Annotated in this window: 20 protein-coding genes; 6 read left to right on the forward strand and 14 right to left on the reverse strand. The window is 65.5% G+C overall.

The features are described from left to right. The first annotated feature begins 388 nt into the window (after positions 1 to 388). Positions 389 to 2,122, forward strand: a complete 1,734-nt coding sequence (locus QX121_RS12035) for an ABC transporter permease subunit (protein WP_315812028.1) — start codon at positions 389 to 391, stop codon at positions 2,120 to 2,122. 15 nt (positions 2,123 to 2,137) lie between these two features. Continuing rightward, the gene (locus QX121_RS12040) at positions 2,138 to 3,439 is read left to right on the forward strand and encodes a nitrate/sulfonate/bicarbonate ABC transporter ATP-binding protein (RefSeq protein ID WP_315775643.1); all 1,302 of its coding nucleotides are present in this window, start codon (positions 2,138 to 2,140) and stop codon (positions 3,437 to 3,439) included. An 11-nt stretch (positions 3,440 to 3,450) separates the two neighbouring features. Here the strand turns inward: QX121_RS12040 and QX121_RS12045 are convergent, their stop codons facing one another. The 6 genes from QX121_RS12045 to QX121_RS12070 form a co-directional block, all read right to left on the reverse strand. Next, the gene (locus QX121_RS12045) at positions 3,451 to 3,768 is read right to left on the reverse strand and encodes a cupredoxin family copper-binding protein (RefSeq protein ID WP_315735056.1); all 318 of its coding nucleotides are present in this window, start codon (positions 3,766 to 3,768) and stop codon (positions 3,451 to 3,453) included. A gap of 9 nt (positions 3,769 to 3,777) precedes the next feature. Beyond that, positions 3,778 to 4,299: a DUF4142 domain-containing protein gene (locus QX121_RS12050; protein WP_315735058.1), complete on the reverse strand. Its 522-nt coding sequence runs from the start codon at positions 4,297 to 4,299 to the stop codon at positions 3,778 to 3,780. A 96-nt stretch (positions 4,300 to 4,395) separates the two neighbouring features. After that, a complete protein-coding gene (locus QX121_RS12055) occupies positions 4,396 to 5,082 on the reverse strand; it encodes an RNA polymerase sigma factor (RefSeq protein WP_315735060.1) in 687 nt (228 codons plus the stop codon). An 81-nt stretch (positions 5,083 to 5,163) separates the two neighbouring features. Then, positions 5,164 to 6,789, reverse strand: a complete 1,626-nt coding sequence (locus QX121_RS12060) for an FMN-binding glutamate synthase family protein (RefSeq protein WP_315773216.1) — start codon at positions 6,787 to 6,789, stop codon at positions 5,164 to 5,166. Between the two features lie 216 nt (positions 6,790 to 7,005). Then, on the reverse strand, positions 7,006 to 8,571 hold the full coding sequence (locus QX121_RS12065) for an acyl-CoA synthetase (protein ID WP_315812029.1): 1,566 nt from the start codon (positions 8,569 to 8,571) through the stop codon (positions 7,006 to 7,008). 210 nt (positions 8,572 to 8,781) lie between these two features. Next, entirely contained in the window at positions 8,782 to 9,555 is a 774-nt protein-coding gene (locus QX121_RS12070) for a ferredoxin--NADP reductase (RefSeq protein WP_315735067.1), read from the reverse strand. Positions 9,556 to 9,842: 287 nt separating this feature from the next. Here QX121_RS12070 and QX121_RS12075 point away from each other — a divergent pair, with 287 nt between their 5' ends. The 3 genes from QX121_RS12075 (at position 9,843) to QX121_RS12085 (ending at position 13,658) form a co-directional block, all read left to right on the forward strand. Further along, positions 9,843 to 10,796: a RimK-like protein gene (locus tag QX121_RS12075; protein ID WP_315783225.1), complete on the forward strand. Its 954-nt coding sequence runs from the start codon at positions 9,843 to 9,845 to the stop codon at positions 10,794 to 10,796. Positions 10,797 to 10,908: 112 nt separating this feature from the next. Further along, positions 10,909 to 12,048 (forward strand): FAD-dependent monooxygenase, encoded by a 1,140-nt coding sequence (locus QX121_RS12080; RefSeq protein ID WP_315812030.1) that lies wholly within the window; start codon positions 10,909 to 10,911, stop codon positions 12,046 to 12,048. Then, on the forward strand, positions 12,045 to 13,658 hold the full coding sequence (locus QX121_RS12085; RefSeq protein WP_315812031.1) for a benzoate-CoA ligase family protein: 1,614 nt from the start codon (positions 12,045 to 12,047) through the stop codon (positions 13,656 to 13,658). The genes QX121_RS12080 and QX121_RS12085 overlap by 4 nt, the downstream gene beginning before the upstream one ends. 38 nt (positions 13,659 to 13,696) lie before the next feature. On the opposite strand, the gene QX121_RS12090 is transcribed toward QX121_RS12085, so the two are convergent. Further along, the gene (locus tag QX121_RS12090; RefSeq protein ID WP_315735076.1) at positions 13,697 to 14,206 is read right to left on the reverse strand and encodes a MarR family transcriptional regulator; all 510 of its coding nucleotides are present in this window, start codon (positions 14,204 to 14,206) and stop codon (positions 13,697 to 13,699) included. After that, positions 14,196 to 14,828: a maleylacetoacetate isomerase gene (maiA, locus tag QX121_RS12095; protein WP_315753993.1), complete on the reverse strand. Its 633-nt coding sequence runs from the start codon at positions 14,826 to 14,828 to the stop codon at positions 14,196 to 14,198. The genes QX121_RS12090 and maiA overlap by 11 nt, the downstream gene beginning before the upstream one ends. A 100-nt stretch (positions 14,829 to 14,928) precedes the next feature. Between maiA and gtdA the strand changes: the two genes are divergently transcribed. After that, complete coding sequence (gtdA, locus tag QX121_RS12100; protein ID WP_315783230.1) at positions 14,929 to 15,966, forward strand: gentisate 1,2-dioxygenase; 1,038 nt, start codon at positions 14,929 to 14,931, stop codon at positions 15,964 to 15,966. A gap of 10 nt (positions 15,967 to 15,976) precedes the next feature. On the opposite strand, the gene QX121_RS12105 is transcribed toward gtdA, so the two are convergent. The 6 genes from QX121_RS12105 to QX121_RS12130 all read right to left on the reverse strand — a co-directional run bounded on the left by QX121_RS12105 (position 15,977) and on the right by QX121_RS12130 (position 22,446). Beyond that, positions 15,977 to 16,804, reverse strand: coding sequence for an ABC transporter permease (locus tag QX121_RS12105; protein ID WP_315753924.1), 828 nt, complete (start codon positions 16,802 to 16,804; stop codon positions 15,977 to 15,979). After that, positions 16,797 to 17,570: an ABC transporter ATP-binding protein gene (locus QX121_RS12110; protein WP_315797320.1), complete on the reverse strand. Its 774-nt coding sequence runs from the start codon at positions 17,568 to 17,570 to the stop codon at positions 16,797 to 16,799. Before QX121_RS12110 ends, QX121_RS12105 begins: the two co-directional genes overlap by 8 nt. A 42-nt stretch (positions 17,571 to 17,612) precedes the next feature. Next, a complete protein-coding gene (locus tag QX121_RS12115; RefSeq protein ID WP_315812032.1) occupies positions 17,613 to 18,614 on the reverse strand; it encodes an ABC transporter substrate-binding protein in 1,002 nt (333 codons plus the stop codon). A 478-nt stretch (positions 18,615 to 19,092) separates the two neighbouring features. Then, the gene (locus tag QX121_RS12120; protein WP_315812033.1) at positions 19,093 to 19,575 is read right to left on the reverse strand and encodes a hypothetical protein; all 483 of its coding nucleotides are present in this window, start codon (positions 19,573 to 19,575) and stop codon (positions 19,093 to 19,095) included. 103 nt (positions 19,576 to 19,678) lie between these two features. Beyond that, a complete protein-coding gene (locus tag QX121_RS12125; protein ID WP_315812034.1) occupies positions 19,679 to 20,371 on the reverse strand; it encodes an alpha/beta family hydrolase in 693 nt (230 codons plus the stop codon). Positions 20,372 to 20,430: 59 nt separating this feature from the next. After that, positions 20,431 to 22,446, reverse strand: a complete 2,016-nt coding sequence (locus QX121_RS12130) for a HAMP domain-containing methyl-accepting chemotaxis protein (RefSeq protein ID WP_315812035.1) — start codon at positions 22,444 to 22,446, stop codon at positions 20,431 to 20,433. Positions 22,447 to 22,463: the final 17 nt, after the last annotated feature.

Here is a 22,463-nt window from a genome sequence, read left to right on the forward strand (position 1 = left end):
GGTTCGGAAATCCAATCCTAACCCTTCTTGACCACCCGCCGCCCCATAGGATCTGTGGTACCTGCCGCCTGCATTTTTCTCGCAGGCGGGCCACGGGCCTCAGTCGAGGCCCGGCCTTCCCTGCGCCCTCACGCTCAACGAGGGCCGACGGACCAGCACACCCCGGACATCCGATGTCGCGGGAACGTGAAGACGCGGCCTGCGTATCCTTTGATAGGCCGGACCACGGGGCCGGATCCCGGCAGACGCCGCTTGAAATCAAACCATCACAGAGGGCACTTAGGGTGCGGATTTGGCCGGCAGCCCCGCCGGCGCGAACCAGCCCTCAGCGCCATGACAAGGAGACGTCCGGAGCCGTCGGCTGCGGACGACGAGACGAGACACGCGGATGATGCTTCAGGACCTCCGGACCACCGTGCTGCGCGACGCCGTCCGTCCCAACGTCTGGGACGTGGTCGCGCTGATCATCGTGGTCGGCGCAATGGTGCTGATCGTCTATGGCGGCGAGCAGACCACGCAGCCGCTGTCGGCGCTGGACGTGGTCCCGGTCTCGCTCGATCCGGCCAACCTGCCGCTCTACGCGCTGCGCACCACCTTGCGCATGCTGCTCGCAATCACCTGCTCGCTGGTGTTCACCTTCGTCTACGCCGCGCTGGCGGCCAAGAGCCGGCGCGCCGAGATCGTGCTGATCCCGCTGCTCGACATCCTGCAGTCGGTGCCGATCCTGGGCTTCCTGACGTTCACCGTCGTGTTCTTCATGAACCTGTTCCCCGGCAAGGTGCTCGGTGCCGAGCTCGCCTGCGTGTTCGCGATCTTCACCAGCCAGGCCTGGAACATGACCTTCAGCATGTACCAGTCGATGCGCAACGTGCCGAAGGATCTGGAGGACGCGACGCGCAGCTTCCACCTCTCCGGCTGGCAGCGCTTCTGGCGGCTCGACGTGCCCTTCGCGATGCCCGGCCTGATCTGGAATGCGATGATGTCGATGTCCGGCGGCTGGTTCTTCGTCGTGGCGTCGGAGGCGATCACCGTCGGCAACACCACGGTCACCCTGCCGGGCATCGGCTCCTACGTCGCACTCGCAATCCAGCAGAAGGATCCCACGGCAATTGCCGCCGCGCTGCTGACGATGCTGCTGGTGATTACCGCCTATGACCAGCTGCTATTCCGTCCGATCGTGGCCTGGGCCGACAAGTTCCGCTTCGAGCAGACCGCCTCCGGCAATCCGCCGACCTCCTGGATGCTCGATCTGTTCCGGCGCACCCGCGCGCTGCGCAGGCTGTCCGTGCCTTTCGCCGCGCTGAACCGCACCTTCTCGAACCTGCGGATCAACTGGCCGAACGCCTGGAGCGGCCCTGTCCGCCATGCGCCGCCCTCGCAGCTCGTCGACGGTCTCTGGCTTGCAGTGGTCGTCCTCGGCTGCGCCTATGCCGGTTGGAAGACTACCCTCTATCTCTCGGCGACCTTGGCACCGTCCGATGTCCTCAGCGCGATCGGCTACGGCCTGATCACGCTGGTGCGGGTGGTGGTGCTGATCGCGCTGGCGTCGCTGATCTGGGTCCCCGTCGGCGTCTGGATCGGGCTGCGGCCGAAGCTCGCCGAACGGATGCAGCCGCTGGCGCAATTCCTCGCCGCATTCCCGGCCAACCTCGCCTTCCCGGTGTTCGTCGTGCTGATCGTGCGCTACGGCCTCGACGCCAATGTCTGGCTGAGCCCGCTGATGATCCTGGGCACGCAGTGGTACATCCTGTTCAACGTCATCGCCGGCGCCAGCGCCTTCCCGACCGACCTGCGCGAGGCCGCCGCGAGCCTGCAGCTGACCGGCTGGCGCTGGTGGTTCAAGGTCGTGCTGCCCGGCGTCTTCCCCTACTACATCACCGGCGCCATCACCGCCTCCGGCGGCTCGTGGAACGCGGCGATTGTCGCCGAGGTCGCGAGTTGGGGCGATACCCATCTCACCGCGAGCGGCCTCGGCGCCTACATCGCCGCGGCCACGGAGCGTGGTGACTTCCCCCGCGTCGTGCTCGGCATTGCCGTGATGTGCATTCTCGTCACTCTGTTCAACCGGCTGCTGTGGCGGCCGCTCTACGCCTTCGGCGAACGCCGGCTGCGGCTGGGCTGACCGGGAGAATTTGTCATGCGCGACCAGGTCAAAGACACATCGCTGATCGAGATCAAGAGCGTGAGCCGGCTGTTTCCGAAGGGCAGCGGCGAGGATCTCGTGGTGCTCGAGAAGGTCGACCTCACGATCCGCGCCGGCGAGATCGTCGGCCTGCTCGGACGCTCCGGCTCCGGCAAATCGACCTTGCTGCGGATCATCGCCGGCCTGGTGTCGCCCTCCTCCGGCGAAGCGCGCTGCCGCGGCGAGATCATCGCCGGCCCCCCGCGCGGCGTCGCCATGGTGTTTCAGTCGTTCGCGCTGTTTCCCTGGCTCACCGTGCTGCAGAACGTCGAGCTCGGCCTGGAGGCGCTCGGCATCGAGGCCGCTGAGCGGCGCAAGCGCGCGCTCGCGGCGATCGATCTGATCGGCCTCGACGGCTTCGAATCCGCTTTTCCCAAGGAGCTGTCGGGCGGCATGCGCCAGCGCGTCGGCTTCGCCCGCGCGCTGGTGGTGCATCCCGACCTCCTGCTGATGGACGAGCCGTTCTCGGCGCTGGACGTGCTGACCGCCGAAACACTCCGTACCGACCTCATCGATCTCTGGACCGACGGCCGGCTGCCGATCAAATCGGTGCTGATGGTAACGCACAACATCGAGGAGGCGGTGCTGATGTGCGACCGCATCCTGGTGTTCTCCTCCAATCCCGGCCGCGTCGCCGCCGAGTTCAAGGTCGACCTGCCGCATCCGCGCAACCGGCTCGATGCGGCGTTCCGCCAATTGGTCGACAGCCTCTACGCGCGCATGACGCAGCGGCCCGAGCCGAAGCTGCCGAGCACCGCGAGCGCCGGCGTCGGCATGGTGCTGAGCCACGTGTCCTCGAACTCGATCTCCGGCCTGGTCGAGACGCTTGCCGGCGAACCCTATAATGGGCATGCCGACTTGCCCGTGCTGGCGGGCCATCTGCAGCTCGAGGTCGACGAGATCTTTCCGTTGGCCGAGGCGCTGCAGCTCTTGCGCTTCGCCCAGCTCAGCGAAGGCGATCTGACCTTGACCGAGGCCGGACGGCGGTTCGCCCATCTCGATACCGACGAACGCAAGAAGCTGTTCGCGCAGCATTTGATGGAGAACGTGCCGCTGATGGGGCTGATCCGCCGCGTGCTCGACGACCGCCCCGCGCACGCAGCACCAGCGGCGCGCTTCCGCATCGAGCTCGAGGACTACATGTCCGAGCACTATGCCGACGAGACGCTGCACACCATCGTGTCATGGGGCCGCTATGCCGAGCTGTTCGCCTATGACGAGCAGTCCGAAACCTTCAGCCTGGAGAACCCGCATTGAGCCTTGCGGCGTCACGGCGCGATCGTGAGGGTCGCTTTCATGTTCGGGTGAAAGCGGCAGTAGTAGTCGAGCGTGCCCGCCTTCTTGAGGACCGAGCTCACCGTCTTGCTCGGCGGCAAAGTGACATCGAAGGCGCCATCCCGCGCCGTGGCCGTATGAGCCAGCGCATCCTTGTTGACCCATTCGACGGTGTCGCCGACCCTGGCCGAAACCACGGCCGGCGAAAACGCGAGCTTGTCTATCGTAATCCGGATCGTGGCCGCGCGCGCCGGAACGCTCACCGCGGCAAGCACGACCGCACTCAGGAAGGCGAGACGTCCCGACAGCATCGGCTGATCCTACTTCAGATCCGCCGCGACATGCTCGGCGTGCTGCTCGTGCCCCTGAAACAGCTTGAGGCCGGTCTGCAGCAGCTCCTTCAGCTCGGAATTGCTCGCCGACGGAATGAGCTGCGTTTCCAGCGCGCCATTCACCGTCTTGTGGTAGGCGACCTCGTTGGCGATGTAGGCCTTGTCGAACGCGGCGCCCTTGAGTTTGCCGAGTTCGTCGAGCTTCTCGCTCGCCTGCTTCGACAGCGCGCGGCTGGTGTCGTTGTCCTCAGGCGTGACCTTCAGCTTCTTGACGAGGGCGAGGGCCTGTTTGTTGACCGCCTCGTGGTCGCGCACCATGCCTTGGGCGAACTCCTTGACCTCCTTGCTGCTGGACTTGCCCAAGGCCTGCTTCGCCGCCTTGATGTCGATTTCACCGGCCGTGTAGGCGATATGGGCGATCTGCGGATCGTTGAGCTTGGCGCCCTGCGACAGCGCGACACTGCTCGTGAGGCAGAGCACGACGACCGTCGTGCCGATATGCTTGAACATGGCTCTCATCTCCTGTGCCGCCGGACCTCGTGGCCGGCGGATGAATGGCTGCACAGGGATTGGATGAAAAACGGGAGCCGACGTTCCCAAGAATCTTCAGCTCGGACGTGCCAGACGCTCAAGCACGGCATCCGTCAGCCGCTCGCAACGCGCACCAGCGAAGGGAAACGCGTCCATAAGGACGGGGCCGATCTCTTTTTCGACGTTCTCGCGCAACATGCCGCGGGCGCGATGCAGGCGCGTCTTGACGGTCTCGGGCTTCAACCCCAGCAAGTCCGCGGTCTCGTCGATGCTCATCTCCTCGATCACGCGGGCGATGAACACGAGGCGAAACGGCTCGGACAGTTCATCGATGGCCCGCTCGACGACGGCCTGGATCTGGCGCTGCGCCACAGACTTCTCCGGATCGCTCGACGTGGCGGGAAATTGGATCACCTCGGCCCCAGGTTTATTCTCTCGCTCCGCATCCAGTTGCAATGCCGGTCGCTGTCCGCGCAGCCGCCCCATCGCTTCGTTCATCGCGATGCGAACCAGCCACGTCGACAGGCTGGACTGGCCGCGAAACTCGTCCAGATGGGTGAGTGCGCGGACATAGGTTTCCTGCACGACGTCCTCCGCCTCGCTGTCGTTGCGCAGGATGCCGCGGGCGATCCGGAACAGGCGGCGGTTGTTGGCCTGCAGGATGGCCCGAATGGCCGCCTCGTCGCGGGCTTTTGCCCGTCGGATCAGGTCATCCTCGGCGGTCGTCGCCGCAGAGACTGTGGTCGCTATGGTCCAAGGCATTGTCGATCATCCCAACTGAGCACGCATGGCTTAGATGGAATTCGAGCCCGAAGGTTCCCAAAAAAGATTGCGCGAGACGCTTCACTGCACCGCCGCGAACGTATCAGGCCGCGCCAGCGCCCAGGCATCACGGAAGCGGATGTCCTGCGTACCCTCGAGCAGCTCACCCGGCCGCAGCGCCGGATAGAGTTTTGCGAAGGAGGAGACCTCGGTGGTCGACGTCCGCTGTGAGAAGTGGATGGGACGCAGGTCCTGCGGATGTTCCAGGCCGGCGGCAGCGAGCAGCTCGGCCAGCGCATGCAGGGTCGCATGATGATAGTTGTAGACGCGATCGATCTTGTGCGGAACGACCAGCGCGCGGGCGCGCGTCGGATCCTGCGTCGCAACGCCGGTCGGGCAGCGGTCGGTGTGGCAGCTCAAGGACTGGATGCAGCCGAGCGCGAACATGAACCCGCGCGCCGAGTTGCACCAGTCGGCCCCAATCGACATTGCGCGGGCCATGTCGAAGGCGGTGGCGATCTTGCCGGCGGCGCCGATCTTGATCCGGTCGCGGATGTTCATCCCAACCAGCGCGTTATGCACGAAGTTGACGCCCTCGCGCATCGGCATGCCCAGATGGTCCATGAACTCCAGCGGCGCCGCACCGGTGCCGCCTTCATTGCCGTCGACGACGATGAAGTCGGGATAGATGCCGGTCTCCTGCATCGCCTTGCAGATCGCCAGGAATTCCCAGGGATGGCCGATGCACAGCTTGAAGCCCGCGGGCTTGCCGCCCGACAGCCGGCGCATCTCGCCGATGAACTGCATCATGCCGATCGGCGTCGAGAACGCGCGGTGCGCCGCCGGCGAGATGCAGTCCTCGCCCATCGCGACGCCGCGGATCTTAGAGATCTCCTCGGACACTTTGGCAGCCGGCAGCACGCCGCCGTGGCCAGGCTTGGCGCCCTGGCTGATCTTGAGCTCGACCATCTTGATCTGCTCGGTGGCTGCGACCCGCGCGAACGCGTCGGCGTCGAACGTGCCGTCATGGCGGCGGCAGCCGAAATAGCCGGAGCCGATCTCCCAGATGATGTCGCCGCCCATCTCGGCATGGTACGGGCTGAAGCCGCCCTCGCCGGTGTCGTGCGCGAAGCCGCCGCGCTTGGCGCCACCGTTGAGCGCGCGCACCGCATTCGGGCTCAGCGCCCCGAAACTCATGGCCGAGATGTTGAACACCGAGGCCGAATAGGGCTTTGCACAATCGGGGCCGCCGATGGAGATGCGGTATTTTTCCTCCGCACGCGGCTTGGGCGATATCGAATGGTGCATCCATTCATAGCCCTCGCGGTAGACATCCTCCTGGGTGCCGAACGGGCGCTTGTCGAGCACCATCTTGGCGCGCTGATAGACCACCGCACGGGTGTCGCGCGAGAACGGCATGCCGTCCTTCTCGCTCTCGAAGAAATACTGCCGCATCTCCGGCCGCATCTCCTCGAGCAGGAAACGCAGATGCGCCGCGATCGGGTAGTTGCGCAACACCGCGTGGCTCTTCTGCATGAGATCGCGGACGCCGAGCAAGGTCAGCGCGCCGAAGATCAAGAGTGGGATGAGGACGAGATCGAAGATTTTGCGGTCGTAGATGCCGAGGATCAGCAGCAGGGCGGTCGCCGTGGCGCAGATCGTCAGCACGATGAAGCGCGGCGAAAACGGGAGCAGCAGCGTATCCATGGGAGGCCTCGAGGCGGCTCGTGGAAGGTCTGGTGTCACCATACTACGCGTATCGCGAAGCAATCGTTACACAAGCGCGCGCAGTCGGCCATCGATGATATCACAACGTCGATAGCCGCCTTCTGTCGACTGCCGCGCTGCGAGATCGAGCCGCAGCGCCGGGCGGGCCTCCGAGACTCCCGGCGCCGATATGCACTGTTCGAAGACGGCAGCCGCTTACCCCTGCGCGAACAACCCCGAATGCGCCTCGCGCAGCTGCCGCTTCAGCAGCTTGCCGCTGGGGTTCTTGGGCAGTGCATCGACGAACACGATCCGCTTCGGCGTCTTGAAGGTGGCGAGACGGCTCGAGGCCTGCTTCAGCACCGCCTCCTCGGTCAGCTCGCAGCCGGACTTGACCACGACCATCGCCACCACGGCCTCGACCCAGCGCGGATGCGGCAGGCCGACGACGGCGACCTCGGACACTTCGGGGATCAAATAGAGCGCCTCCTCGACCTCGCGGCTGGCGACGTTCTCACCGCCAGTCTTGATCATGTCCTTCTTGCGATCGACGATGGTGATGTAGCCCTCCTCGTCGATGGTCGCGAGATCGCCGGAGTGAAACCAGTCGCCCTGGAAGGCCGCGGCGGTGCGCTCGTCATCGTGGAAGTAGCCGAGCATCAGATGCGGCGAGCGGTGCACGACCTCGCCGACCTGGCCCGGCGCGACGTCGTTCATGTCGTCGTCGACGACGCGGGTCTCGACGTTGAGCACGGCACGGCCGCAACTGCCCGGCTTGCGCAGCTGATCCTCCGGTCCGAGCATCGTCGCCAGCGGCGCGATCTCGGTCTGGCCGTAGAGATTCCACAGCCGTACCTTCGGCAACCGCTGCGCCAGCTCGCGCAGCACCTCGACCGGCATGATCGACGCGCCGTAATAGCCCTTGCGCAGGGTCGACACATCCGTGGTCTCGAACAGCGGCGAGCGCAGGATCGAGATCCACACCGTCGGCGGCGCGAAGAACGAGGTGATGCGATATTTCGCGATCAGCGGCAGCAGATTATCGGGCGTCGGAAACGCCGTGATGATGTTGGTGGCGCCGACATAGATCGAGGGACCGAAGAACACGTCGAGCTGCGCGCAATGATACAGCGGCAGCGCGTGCAGGGTGACGTCATCGGCGGCGATGCCAGCATCGACGATACAGCTCACATACTGCCAAATGACGGCGTCATGGGTGAGCATGGCGCCCTTCGGCAGCGACTCCGTACCAGAGGTGTAGACGATCTGCGCGACGTCGCTTCCGGCGATCTCGACGGCAGGCACCGTCGCCGTCGACGCCGCGAGCTCCGCAAAGTCGATCATGTCGCTTTGCCGCTCGCTCGGACCTTCTGACGGCAGCCAGATCAGCTGCTCGACCGCCGGCACCAGTGCCTTGGCGGCGCGCGCCACGCCGGCGAAGCCGCTGTCGGTCGCGAGCAGCCGCGCCCCGGCGTGCTTGAGGATGTAGGCGACCTCCTCCGGCTTCAGCATGAAGTTGATCGGCACCAGCACGGCGCCGAGCCGCGCCAGCGCGAAGCGCAGGGCGGCAAAGGCATGCGAGTTGCGCGCGAGGATCGCGACGCGCTCGCCCTTGGCGACCCCCTGGGCGGCGAGGCCGGCCGCGAGGCGGTCGACGATGGCGTTGAACTCGGCGTAGGTCCAGCTGATCTCGCCGCAGATCACGGCCGTCTTGGTCGGTGTCCGCGCCGCGCTCCGCCGCAGGAGATCACCGAGCGTCTGTCGCCGTACGATGGAATCCATGCTCATCCCCTCTGTCATCACGGGGATGGCCGCCACGCGGGCAATCCAAGTCCCCTCCCTGTTTCGCGCCGGACGTCTGAAGGCCCGGTCTTGGCGCCGAAAATCGCACGGCCGCTCGGACGCGCGCAAGGAGGATATTGCCAACGAAAAGAGCGCCCCGATTGCGTCGAGGCGCTCTTTCAGAAAAGTCGCAAACGAAGGGTCGGCGGCTCAGCGCTCGACGAAGGCCTTCTCGATCACGAAGTGTCCGGGCTGGTTGCCGCTGCCTTCGAGGAAGCCGCGCGACTCGAACATGGTCTTGAGCTCCTCCAGCATCGCCGGGCTGCCGCACATCATGATGCGGTCCTTGGCGATGTCGAGCTCATGCTGGCCGATATCGTTGAAGAGCTGCTGCGACGAGATCAGGTCGGTGATGCGGCCGCGGTTACGGAACGGCTCGCGGGTGACGGTCGGATAATACTGCAGCTTGCCGTCGAGCAGCGGCCCGAACAGCTCATCCTCGCGCAGCTTCGCGACGACGCTCTCGCCATAGGCGAGCTCGGCGACCTGGCGGCAGCCATGGACCAGCACGATGCTCTCGAACCGCTCGTAGACGTCGGGGTCCTTGATCAGGCTGGCGAACGGGGCAAGGCCGGTGCCGGTCGACAGCAGCAGCAGCCGGCTGCCGGGCAGCAAATTGTCGGGGATCAGCGTGCCGGTCGCCTTGCGGCCGACCAGGATGGTGTCGCCTTCCTTGATCTGCTGCAGCCGGGAGGTCAGCGGGCCGTCCTGCACCTTGATGCTGAAGAACTCCAGTTCCTCCTCGTGATTGGCGCTGGCCATGCTGTAGGCACGCAGCAGCGGGCGGCCCTCGACCTCGAGGCCGATCATCGCGAACTGACCATTTTGGAAGCGGAAGCCCGCATCGCGGGTGGCTCGGAAGGAGAACAGGGTGTCCGTCCAGTGGTGAACGGAAAGAACTTTCTCTTTATAGAACGCGCTCATGTCGTTTGTTTTTTCACGTGGGCTGAAGTTGGAAGAAACAAGTCGTGACGGAGGCAGGACCGCAAAAACCCTATAGATCCAGCGATTTCGGCGCCTGATGTACGTGAAAACAGCGAATAATCAACCCGCATGGACGCACCATTGATCACGATCAAATGCATGCCGGCTGATGCCCGGATTCGCCTCGATCGGCCGTTCGTTCGTACACAAACGATAAGGGTAATTTACTTGCCGAGATTCCAATTTTCCAGCACTTTAATTCCGCATCCTGGCCCAATCCTTGAGCAATGATTAACCATCCGCAGACCCAGCTCGCCGCCATCACCCGCTACTGCGTCGAACGAGGCATCGCGCTCGACGTGCGGGAGGACGGCTGGCTGCTGGTGCTCGAGGATGCCAACCGGCGTCACCTGATCTTCGGCTATGATCTCGGCCTGAACAGTGCGGTGGCGCACAGACTGGCCTGTGACAAAGCGGCGACCTCGGCGCTGCTGAGAGCCGACGGGATTGCCGCGGTTCCACACGCGTTCTTTCTTGCTCCGGCCCTTAGCGGCCAGCCCGGGCAGACGGCCGAGGCCGCGCTGGCGCTGCTGGAAACGTATCCGCGCGGGCTGGTGGTCAAGCCCAACGAGGGTACCTCTGGACGGATGGTGGTCCGCGTCACGGGAAAGGATGAACTGCTGCGCGCAGCGAACCGCATCTTCGGGACCGGCGCGAACGTTGCGATCGCACCGCTCATGGACATCGTTGACGAAGTCCGTGTCGTGCAGCTCGATGACGCGTCCATGATCGTCTACCGCAAGCAGCGCCCCACCGTGACCGGCGACGGCGTGCAGCCGCTGCTCGATCTCGCGCTGTCGGCGACTCCGGCCACGGGGCACGCACAGCTCCTGCGGCGCCTCGATGCGGAATTCGACGCGTCGGCCTTGCGCGCGATCGTGCCGCGCGGCGAGCAGCGCCTGCTGAGCTGGCGGCACAATCTCGAGTTCGGAGCTCACCCCGAGCTGCTCGAACCAGGCGCGCAGCGGGACCTCTGTGCCGCGCTCGCGACCGCGGCGGCACGCGTCATCGGCATCCGCTACGCATCGGTCGACCTCGTGCTGGCCGATGGGCGCTGGCAGGTGCTCGAAATCAATTCGGGCGTGAAGATGGAGGCGCTCGGCCGGCATGCGCCGGAGCTGGTCGAAAGCACCTATATCGCCGCACTCGACGCGATCTTTGGCAGAAGCCCGTCGGGGTGACCTGCGGCCGCCGGCTCGATCTTCAGCAATAAGATTTCCCTGGCCTCGATCGAAATGAGGGATTAGTCTCCGATCCAAACTAAACAGTATACTGTCAATGTGGAGGACGCCCTTGCGCATCGCCGTGCTCGGCGGCGGCCCTGGCGGGCTGTATTTCGCCTATCTCTTCAAGAAGCGGCACCCCGCCGCCGTGGTCGATCTGTTCGAGCAGAACCCGGCCGGGGCGACCTGGGGCTTTGGCGTCGTGTTCTCCGACCAGGCGCTCGAATTCCTGCGTGCCGACGATCCCGACACCGTGGATGCGATCGCGCCGTGCATGGAGAGCTGGCGCAACATCACGCTCAATCTGCGTGGCGAGAACGTCGAGATCGACGGCGTCGGCTTCTCTGCGATCGGCCGGCTCGAACTCTTGAAGCTGCTGCAGGCGCGCGCCGAAAGCGTCGGCGTCGTGGCCCGTTACGGCACGATCATCCAGTCGCTGGATCAGCTCGCAGGCTACGACCTCATCGTCGCTGCCGACGGACTGAACTCGCTGGTTCGCCGCAGCTTCGAAGGGGATTTCGGCTTCTCCGTCTCCTACTCCAGCAACAAGTTCGCCTGGTACGGCACGTCGAAGACCTTTGCCACGCTGTCGCAGACCTTCGTCGCGACCGACCGCGGCAGCTTCAACGCGCACCATTATCGCTATGCGCCGGACATGAGCACGTTCCTGGTGGAATGCGATCGCGCCACGTGGCACGCCTATGGCTTCGCCGAGATGTCGGTCGACGAATCCCGGCGCGTCTGCGAGCAGGTGTTCGCCGCCACGCTCGACGGTCGCGCGCTGGTCTCCAACCGGTCGGTGTGGCGCAATTTTCCCTGGGTCTGGAACGAGCACTGGTGGCACCGGAACATGGTGTTGATCGGCGACGCGCTGCATACCGCCCACTTCTCGATCGGCTCCGGGACGCGGCTGGCGATCGAGGACGCGATCGCGCTCGCCAAGGCGCTCGATGCGGAGACCAGCCTCTCGGACGGCCTCGCCCGCTATCAGGCCGAGCGGCAGCCGATCGTGAAGAAGCTGGTGGCGGCGGCCCGGACCAGCGCCGAGTGGTACGAGTCCTTCCCGGCGCACATGACGCTCGGCCTGATGGAATTTGCCTACAGCTATATCACCCGGTCCGGCCGCATCGACGACACGCGGCTGCGAGCCATGGCCCCGCAGTTCATGGCCCGCTACGAGGCGTCTCGGAACACGGGAGCACGCGTATGACACGAGAGATCGCCGACCACGTTCCGCGCGACAGCGCCGGCGCGCGTGAGATCGGCTTCGCGATTCCCGCCCGCTACAATGCCGGCCGCGTGCTGTTCGACAATCTCGCAAAGGGCAACGCGAACAAGCCCGCGCTGATCGGCCCGGCCGGTCCGCGCAGCTATGCCGAGCTGTGCGCCGACGCCTGCCGTTGGGGCAACGGCTTCACCGCGCTCGGGCTCAGCCGCGGCGACCGTGTCCTGCTGTTCCTCGACGACACGCCGGCCTATCCGGCCGCGTTCTTCGGCGCGGTGCGCGCCGGCTTCGTGCCGCTGCTGATCAACACGCTGACACCGCCGGATTTGCTGCAATTCTATCTCGCTGATTCCGGCGCCAAGGTCGCGGTCGCCGATGCTGAGTTTGCGGCACGATTCGACGCGCAGGCTTGTGCCGATACCGCACTGCAGACGCTGGTTGTCGTCAATGGCGCGGTGCCGGCCACCGCCGTCGCAGCGACGGTCGCGGTCGATGCGTGGCTGCCAGGCTTCACCGATCAGCTGCCAGAGGCCGACACGCACCGCGATGAGATGGCGTTCTGGATGTATTCGTCCGGCTCGACCGGACGTCCCAAGGGCATCGTCCATCTGCAGCACGACATGGCCTATAGCGAGCAGGCGTTCGCCCGCAACGTGCTGCGGCTGAAGCCGGACGACGTCTGCTTCTCGGTGCCCAAGATCTTCTTCGCCTACGGCTTCGGAAATGCGATCACCTTTCCATTCTCGGCCGGAGCGACGACGCTGCTGCTGCCGGGCCAGCCGAAGCCCGCCGCCATCTTCGATGCGATCGGCCGCTTCCGTGCGACCGTGTTCTTCGGCCTGCCGACGCTCTACACCGCGCTCACCAAGGCTGAGGGTGCGAAGGAGGCGGACTTCTCGTCATTGCGGCTCGCGGTCTCCGCGGCCGAGGTGCTCTCGGCCGAGGTCTTCAACGGCTGGAAGAGCCTGACCGGCCTGGAGATCGTCGAAGGTCTCGGCTCGACCGAGGTTCTTCACGTCTATCTCTCGAACCGCGAGGACCGCAAGAAGCTCGGCGCCGCCGGACTGCGCGTTCCCGGCTACGAGATCGCGCTGCGCGACGGCGAAGGACGCGAGGTCGCCACCGGCGAAGAGGGCATTCTCTGGGTGCGCGGCGACTCCAACACGCCGCTCTACTGGAACCGTCCGGACAAGACCGCGGAGACGATCCGCGACGACGGCTGGATCTACACCGGCGACCGTTTCGTGCGCGATGCCGACGGCTTCCATTTCTTCCGCGGCCGCGCCGACGACCTGGTCAAGATCTCGGGCCAATGGGTCTATCCGCTCGAGGTCGAGCTCTGCCTCGCCGAGCATCCCGATATCAGGGAATGCGCCGTGTTCGCGCATGAGCTATCGGATCGGCGGATGAGCCTGAAGGCCGTGGTGGTGACCAATGGCCGATCGCACGACGCGTCGGCAATGACGAAGACGCTGCAGGACTACGTAAAGGCGAAGCTGCTGCCTTACAAATATCCGCGCGAGATCGTCTTCATCGACGAATTGCCGAAGACGGGCACCGGCAAGATCGACCGTCAGGCGGTGATGCGGCTGTGAGCCTATGCCTTCCGCCCGACAACCGCGGACTTCCGCGATCAGCCGGTCTTGCCGAGATGCTCAAGCGCATCCTCGGCACGCAGCGGCACCCGCGAGACCTCGTTGTTGAGATCGACGAGCTGCGCCAGCAACGCCATCAGCATCTTGCGATCCGCGGCCTTCAGCGGCGCCAGCATGCGGGCCTGGGCGCGATCGACCGCAGGCATGATCGCTCGGAGCAGCGCGCCACCTGTCCTGGTCAGATAGAGCAGCTTGACGCGCTTGTCCTCGGCCGACGGCCTGCGCTCGATATGACCCTTGCTCTCCAGCCGCTCGATCACGCTGCCGAGCGTCGAACGGTCGAAGGCGATCACCGCCGACAACCTGGTGGCATCGATGCCCGGGTGCGTCTGGATCGCGACCAGCGCCGCATATTGCACCGGCGTCAGGTCGAACTCGCGGCACTCCTCAACGAAAATGGACACCGCAATCTGCTGCATCCGCCGGAACAGATAGCCCGGCTTGGTGTAGACTGCGTCCATCGTGATGTCGGGCGGCCTACTCGGCATCGGCCTGACGCTCCGGAGCAGCATCGGCGAAAGCCGGCAACGCCTTCGCCGCGGCTTCGGCCTGCAGCAGGCGCGGGAACGCTGCGACATCGACGCCGAAGCGGCGTGCATTGCCAAGCTGCGGCACCAGGCAGAGATCGGCCAAGGTTGGCGTCGCGCCGAAGCAGAATGGGCCAGGCTCATGCCTGATCAGCGCTTCGCACGCAGCGAGCCCCTCGCGGTTGGCCCAGCCGGCCCAGGCCGTGACCTTGTCCTCGGGCAGGCCGAGTTCCCGGAGCCGCGCCAGCACCTTCAGGTTCTGCACCGGATGGGTGTCGCAGGCGAGCACCTGCGCGAAGGCACGGACCTGGGCGCGGCGCAACGGATCCTTCGGCAGCAGCGGCGGCTCGGGATGGGTCTCATCGAGCCATTCGATGATCGCAAGCGACTGGATCAACGCGGCGCCGCTGTCGTCCTCGAGGGTCGGGACGAAGCCCTGCGGGTTGAGCGCGAGATAGTCGGGCGCGCGCTGCTCGCCCTTGCGGAGGTGATGCGGCAGATGCTCGGCCGTGAGACCCTTGAGATTGAGCGCGATCCTCACGCGATAGGATGCGCTGCTGCGGAAATAGCCGTGCAGCTTCATCATGGCAGTCCTCCCGAATTGATAGCTCTGGTCGCAATTGACGGTAGCGGTATTGACAGTATACTGTCAATCAATAACGACATCTGATCGGGAGGCGCGCATGGCCGCAGTTTCGACCCCGGAACGCGAGGCGTTCTACAAGAAGATCGACGGCGAAAACATGACGGCGCTGTGGACCGTGATGAGCGATCTCATCACTCCCGAGCCGAAGAGCGCCTGCCGTCCGCATCTTTGGCAGTTCGCGGCGATACGCGACTACATGGTCGAGGCCGGGCGTCTGATCACGGCGAAGGAGGCCGAGCGGCGGGTCCTGATCCTGGAGAATCCGGGCCTGCGTGGGCAGTCCAAGATCACCACCTCGCTCTATGCCGGCATTCAGATGGTGATCCCCGGCGACGTCGCACCCGCCCATCGGCACAGCCAGTCCGCATTGCGCTTCGTGCTGGAAGGCAAGGGAGCCTTCACGACCGTCGAGGGCGAGCGCACCCTGATGAAGCCGGGCGACTTCATCATCACGCCGTCGATGACCTGGCACGATCACGGCAACGAGACCTCCGAGCCGATGTTCTGGCTCGATGGCCTCGATATTCCCCTGGTGCAGTTCCTCGACGCCTCCTTCGCGCAAGGTGCGCAGGAGGATCAGCAGAAGGTCGCACGCCCCTCAGGCGACAGCTTCGCCCGCTATGGCCACAACCTGCTGCCGGTCGACGCCAAGCGCAGATCGCGGACCTCGCCGATCTTCAACTATCCCTATTCCTACACGCGCGAGGCGCTGGAGAGCGCCAAGCGAAGCGAGGAATGGGATGCGTGCCACGGGCTGAAGCTGAAGTTCTCCAATCCGGAGACCGGCGACTTCGCCATGCCGACGATCGGCACCTTCATCCAGCTGCTGCCGAAGGGCTTCAAGACTGCGCGCTATCGCTCGACCGACGCGACCGTGTTCACCGCGATCGAAGGCAAGGGCCGCAGCCGCATCGGCGACCAGACCTTCGAATGGGGACCGCGCGATCTGTTCGTCGTTCCGAGCTGGCAATGGGTCAGCCATGAGCCGGACGAGGATGCCGTGCTGTTCTCGTTCTCGGATCGCCCGGTGCAGGAGAAGCTCGACCTGTTCCGGGAGGATCGCGGCAACGCCTGACACCGCCGGATCAGCGCCAGCGCAGGAGCCGCGCTTCCAGCATGCTGATCAGCCGGCCGACGGCGAGACCGAACAGCGACAGGATCAGGATCCCCGCCATCAGCTGATCGGTCTGCATCAGATTGCCGGCCTGCAGCACGAAGGTGCCGATGCCGGTCTCGGCGCCGATCATCTCCGCCGAGACCACCAGCATCAGCGCCACCGACGCGGTGATGCGGAAACCGGCGAGGATCGACGGCAGCGCCCCGGGCCAGATCACGCGGCGGACGATGGTCGGGAACGGCACGTCGAAGCTCTGCGCCATGCGGATCAGGTTGCGCGGCACCGCATCGACGCCGCTATAGACCGAGATCGTGGTCGAGAAGAACACGCCGAGCGCGATCGTCGCGATCTTCGGCTGCTCGCCGATGCCGAGCCAAAGAATCAGCAGCGGCAGCACGGCGATCTTCGGAATCGGAAACAGCGCCGAGACGAAAGTGATGCCGATGCTGCGCGCAATGCGCCACAGGCCGATCGAGAAGCCGACGACGATGCCGGTGGCGGTGCCGAGCGCCCAGCCGGATACGATGCGCACGAACGAGGCCGAGACATGCTGCCAAAGCGCGCCACTTTCGGCCAATCGATACAGGGCACGCAGGATCATCAGCGGCGTCGGCAGGAACAAGGGATTGACCAGGGCGAAGCTGCCGATCAGTTGCCACAGACCGAGAGCCGCCGCGAGCGCAAGCCAGCCGGCCCAGCGGCTTGCGGCCGGCGTGAAGCCGCCGCCCCGGAACGGCACCTTCCGGGCCTGCGTGCCGACGACCTCAGGCGGTTCGGCCGGGGAGCGTTCAAGCATTCTGAACCTCGCGCTCGGCATCGATTGCCTCGGTCCGGATCAGCCCCCAGAGCTCGTTCTGCAGGTCCAGCAGTTGCGCGCGTACTCCGGCATTGCCGCGGCTGCGCCGCGTCGCCGGGACGCTGACGACCTTCCGGATGCGGCCAGGACGACGCGACAGCACGACGATGCGGTCGGCGAGCCGCACCGCCTCCTCGAGATTATGCGTGACATAGACCGCGCCCATGGTGCCGTCGGCGAGCAGATCGACGAAGTCCTCCATCAGCAGCTCGCGGGTCTGCGAGTCCAGCGCCGACAACGGCTCATCCATCAGCAGGATCGCCGGGCGGACCGCCAGCGCCCGGGCAATGCCGACCCGCTGGCGCATGCCGCCCGACAACTGCTTGGGATAGACGGTCCGGAAGTCTGCCAGCCCGGTCCGCTGCAACGCATCGTCGACGGCGACGGCGCGCTGCTGCGCCGACAGGGACGTATGGAGGAGCGGAAAGGCAACATTGTCGGCGACGCTTGCCCACGGCAGCAGCGCGAAGTCCTGGAACACGAACGTCAGGGGATTGAGGCTGCCGGGCGGCGGGGCTCCGCGCAGCAGCGCCTGACCTTTGCTCGGCTGCAACAACCCTCCGAGGATCGCCAGCAGCGTGCTCTTGCCGCAGCCGGACGGCCCAACGACGGCGACCACCTCGCCGGCTCCGACGGTGAATGATACGCCATCGAGCACTTCGAGCGCGTCGAAACGATGGCTGATGGTCTCGGCGATCAGGTCCATGTCAGGCGATCCCGCTGCAGTTCCTCGCTGCGCCCGCCTTCATCAATCCGGCTTCACAAGGTCTTTGGCGATGATCGCGGCCGCATCATAGCCCTGGTCCGCGAACCCCTGCGCCTGCAGCCATTTGATCTGGCTGTCGATGTTCTTCACATCGAGCTTGCCGTCAGGATCGATATAGGCGCAATTGCCGACCACCTGCTCGACCGGTAGGTTCGTATACTTGCCGATGATTTCCAGCAATGGCCTGGTCTTGCCGTCGATCGCGGCAGCGCCGTCCTTGACCGAGGCGAGCACGACGTCATGATACTCGCGCTCGGCGCGCTGAAGCGACGTCAGCAGCTTGCCGACCAGCACGGTGTTGGCCAAGGTTTTCGGCCCCGCGAACACGCCGCTGACCTGCCACGGCGTCTCGTCGCCGACCCAGCCGAGATGCTTGACGGCGCCCTCCTCCATCAGCTTGCGTGCGACGGAAACCGGCATCAGCGCTGCGTCGACGGTCTCACCCTTGATTGCCGCCGACATGTTGGACATCGATTGCAGCGGCACGATCTTCACGTCGGCGAGCTTGAAGCCGTATTTGTCGGCCAGCAGCCCCACCGAATAGTGAAAGCTCGACCCGACCTGGGTCATCGCCACGCGCTTGCCGGCAATATCCTTCGGCGCCTTGAGACCTGCCTCGTAAGCCTTGTTGCTGGCGAAGTAGCCGATCAGCGGAAACCCGGGGCGGTCACGGCTCATGCCGGCGATGATCTTCAACGCGCCCTTGCCTGCGAGGTTATACAGTCCTGCGGTGAAGGCGGTCACCCCGACATCGACGTCGCCGGTGGCCGTCGCCACGGCGATCGGTTGCGCTGCATCGAAAAACTTCAGCTCGACGTCCAGGCCAGCTTCGCGGAAGTAGCCCTTGTCCAACGCGATGAACACCGGCGCGGACGAGGACAGCCGGAGAACGCCGATCCGGAGCTTGGCGTCGTCGGCCAGCGCGGTGCTGATCGATACGAGGCTCCAGAGCAGCCCCAGGACGACGCCAACGCATCGGAACATCACACTCTCCAAGATCTGGCGACCTGCACACCCGGCCCAACGACGACGCCGACTTGTTGCAATATTTCGAGCCTGATGTCGCGCCAAATTTTCGGGAGTCGGGAGATCGCAGCCTCAGAGGACGGGCGTCTTGCTCCAAGCCGGCTCGTCCATCACGGTAACGCGTGTTGAGCTAAACGCCCTTGCAGTCGGCGGTCCGGTCCTTCCGCGACCGTGAGCTTCTTGCAGGCGCCGTGAAACGTCTCGATCCCCTTCAATCCATCCTCTGCACGGACCGACTTGGCCGGCAGGCTCGCCACGCCGAGGGCCAGCGGCCAAACGGATGAAGCTGTCTTTCTCATCGCGATCCTCTGACAAAGTGGATATTGCCGAGCAGGCCGGATTTGCCGCGTGGACCGTACGGTGGCGAGTGACGACCGGCGACGCAGCGACGAGCTCTCCTGCTGGCTCATCCTGCTTGCGCACAGGGGTGACGGCCTCAGAAGGTCTGCATCACTGGCTTCTCGCCATTGGACAGAAATAGCCCTTCAAAGCGGCCGATCTCGCTGTCGGCCGTGCATTCGATCAGGTCGGGTCCCTTGAAGGGATTGCCGTGACGGCATTGCCCCTTCGCCGTCACCTTGTTGATCGTCTTCCGACTTTGGCCAATGATCATCATATCGACCGGCGTGACGAACTTGTCCGGTCCGGGTTGCTCCTGCAGATCGCCGCGGTTCGAGAACGTGACCACGCTGCCGTCGAGCAAGGTGAAGTAGAAGCCGGTGCGCTGATCGTCATAGTCGGTATTGAGCAGCGCGCCCTTGCATTCGGAGCTGCGATCCTCTCCCGCGACGATGAGCTTCTGGCAAGTCCCCTTCACGACCACCATGCCGGTGAGCCTGGCATCGGCGCGCGACGGAGCTGCAGAGATCATCAGCACGCCGAGCGCGCACACCGACACCGCCAACACTGCCGACCTCATCGAACTCCCCTCCCTTTTATTATGACTATGCCTCAGCCTCTGCTGACGGAGAAGTTCTATTTTTGTTCTCATGTCATTTTCTCCGAAAGAGGCGCTCGGCGCGTCAGCCGGCACGCGCTTCCAGAGTCTCCAGCCACGCCGCAAACGCCTCCGTCAGGTCCTCCATGACGGCCTGATCATTCCGGCCGGAGCGCGCAGGCACGTGGAAGGCGTGGTCGGCCTGATCGATCCAATGCACGGTCGCGCGCGGTCCCAGCCGCTTCACGACGGGCGCGAGCAGCTCCATCTCCGCCAGCTTGTCGCGCGTCCCCTGCAGGAACAGCATCGGGACCTCGATCGGAGCGAGATGATCGGCGCGCGCGATGGAGGGCTTCCCGGCGGGGTGAAGCGGAAAGCCGAGAAAGGCGAGCCCGGTCACGCCTGGCAGCGGCGCTGCACTCTGCGCCTGCGACGTCATGCGCGCTCCGAACGACTTGCCGCCCGCGACGAGCGGCAGCCCCGGACAGAGCCGCGCGGCCTCCGCCACGGCAGCCCGCACCGCGGCGTGGGCGAGTGCGGGCGGATCCGGGCGCTTGCTGCCTTTCTCCATGTAGGGAAACTGAAAGCGCAGCGTCGCGATGCCGCGCGCGGCAAGGCTTGCGGCCGCCTGGTTCATGAAGACGTGGGTCATGCCGGCGCCCGCGCCATGGGCGAACACGAAGCAGGCGCGCGCCTCCGCCGGAGACATGAACAGCGCGGACACGACGCCCGCGCCGTCGATGGGAAGTGTGAGGGAACGCGGCTGGTGCTCGGTCATACCGCAGAGTGTGAGCCTGCGCTCCTTGCGTCAACTCCAGTCGCCACCGACTTTGCAGCTCAGGCCGCGGTCCGGATCGTCTGCAGGAAGTCGGCGACATTGCTCTTCAGCGAAGCGGCCTGCTGCTGCAGCGCGGCGGCCGCCGCCAGCGCAGCTTCAGCGCCGGCATCGGTCTGCCCGGCCACGTTACGCACGTCGCCGATCTCCTGCGTGACCGCCGCCGTGCCGCTGGCCGCCTGCTCGACGTTGCGGGCGATCTCGCTGGTCGCAGCCCCCTGCTGCTCCACCGCGGCGGCGATCGCATTGGAGATCTCGGCAATCTCCCGCACGGTCGTGCCGAACTGGGCAATCGCGCCGACCGTCTCCTGCGTCGCGCTCTGGATGGTCGCAATCTGGCTCGAGATCTGCTCCGTCGCCTGCGCAGTCTGCGAGGCGAGGTTCTTCACCTCGCTCGCGACGATCGCAAATCCACGGCCGGCCTCGCCGGCGCGCGCCGCCTCGATGGTGGCGTTGAGCGCCAGCAGGTTGGTCTGGCTCGCGATCGCCTGGATCAGCTGCACGATGGTGCCGATCCTCTCCGCCGCGCTGGACAGCCCGTCGATCAGCTCGGATGTCCGCTGGGTCTCGTGCGTCGCCCGGGTCGACACCGTGACCGAACGCTGGACCTGGGAGGAGATCTCCCTGATCGAGGCCGCGAGCTCCTGGGTCGCCGAGGCCACCGTCTGCACATTGACGGACGCCTGCTCGGCCCGGCTGGCGACCGCTTCCGCAAGGCCACGGCCGCGTTCTGCGACGCGTGCAAGCTCGCTGGCGCTTTCGCCCATCTCGGTCGCACGCCCGCCGACGCCGGTGATGACGCCCTGCATACCCTGCTCGAATCGACCAGCCAGATCGGACATCATGCGGGCGCGCTCGGCCTCCGCAGCCTCACGCTGTGCCGCGGCCTCCTGCTCCATGCGGCGTACAGCAAGCGCATTGTCACGGAAAATCTCCACAGCGCGCGCCATCCGACCGATCTCGTCGCGCTGCTCGCCGCCAGGAATCGGCTGGTCCAATTCGCCAGCCGCCAGCGACTGCATGCGGTCCGTCATGCCGCGGATCGGGGTCGACACGCTGGCGCCGATCAGCCAAGCAAGCACCGCTCCGAATATCACGGCTGCGGCTGCCGTCACGATGATGGTCTGCTTGGTATCTTCGACCGCGACGCCGGTCCTCGCGGCCTGCTCTGCGCGCGCCGCACCGAGCTGCTGGTTGATCCGGCTGACCTGGGTATCGATCGAGGCGCTCGCCTTGGCGAGCTCCGCCTGCTTGGCGCGCAGGTCAGTGGCCACCTTGATCACCTCCTCGAGCGCAGCCGCATCCGCCGTCAGGGCCTCTTTCAGCGCCGCAACCAGCGCCTTCAGCTTGGCATCATCGACACCCGCGATCTCGGCCTCCGTATCGGCAATCGCGAGCTTCGCATAGACGAAGGTGAGCCTGGCATCGTCGGCATCGCCATTCGACAACGTGTTGGTATAGCGCATCACCGCGATGCGAACCGCGTCGACGACGCTGGCCAGACGCAACGGATTCATCAACGGCTCGCTGCCCGCGCGATTGGCGAGGGCAACCTGGATGCCGCCCATGTTGATTCCGGCGACGGCGCCCAAGGCGTCGGTCTTGGTCGTCGCCGCGCGCAGGCGGTCCACGGCCTCGGCCGCGGCAGCGAACGATGAGCGATAGGCCGCCAGCGCGCTTCGCACCGGGCCCACGCCGTCAGCCAGCACCTTCAGCCTGCCGGACTGCTTCTCGACCTGATCGGCGAGACCGCCGACGGCGTCAATGGCCTTGCTGGCCGCATCCTTGTCACCGACGTTCCAGGTGCGGATGAATCTCTCAACCGCGCCGTTGGCACCGAGCAGCGCGGCACGCACCTGCGACATGCCGGCGTCCCCGGCCGCGCTGGTGACGAGTTCGTCCACGGTGCCGCCGATGCGCCCGACCTGGATCATGGCGAAGCCGCCGAGCAACACCAGGAAGCTCAGGATCAAGGCAAAGCCGCCGAAGATTCGTGGGCGGACGCCAATCCAAGACATCAGAGAAGACAATTTCA

This window comes from Bradyrhizobium sp. SZCCHNR2028 (assembly GCF_032380995.1).
Lineage (GTDB): Bacteria > Pseudomonadota > Alphaproteobacteria > Rhizobiales > Xanthobacteraceae > Bradyrhizobium.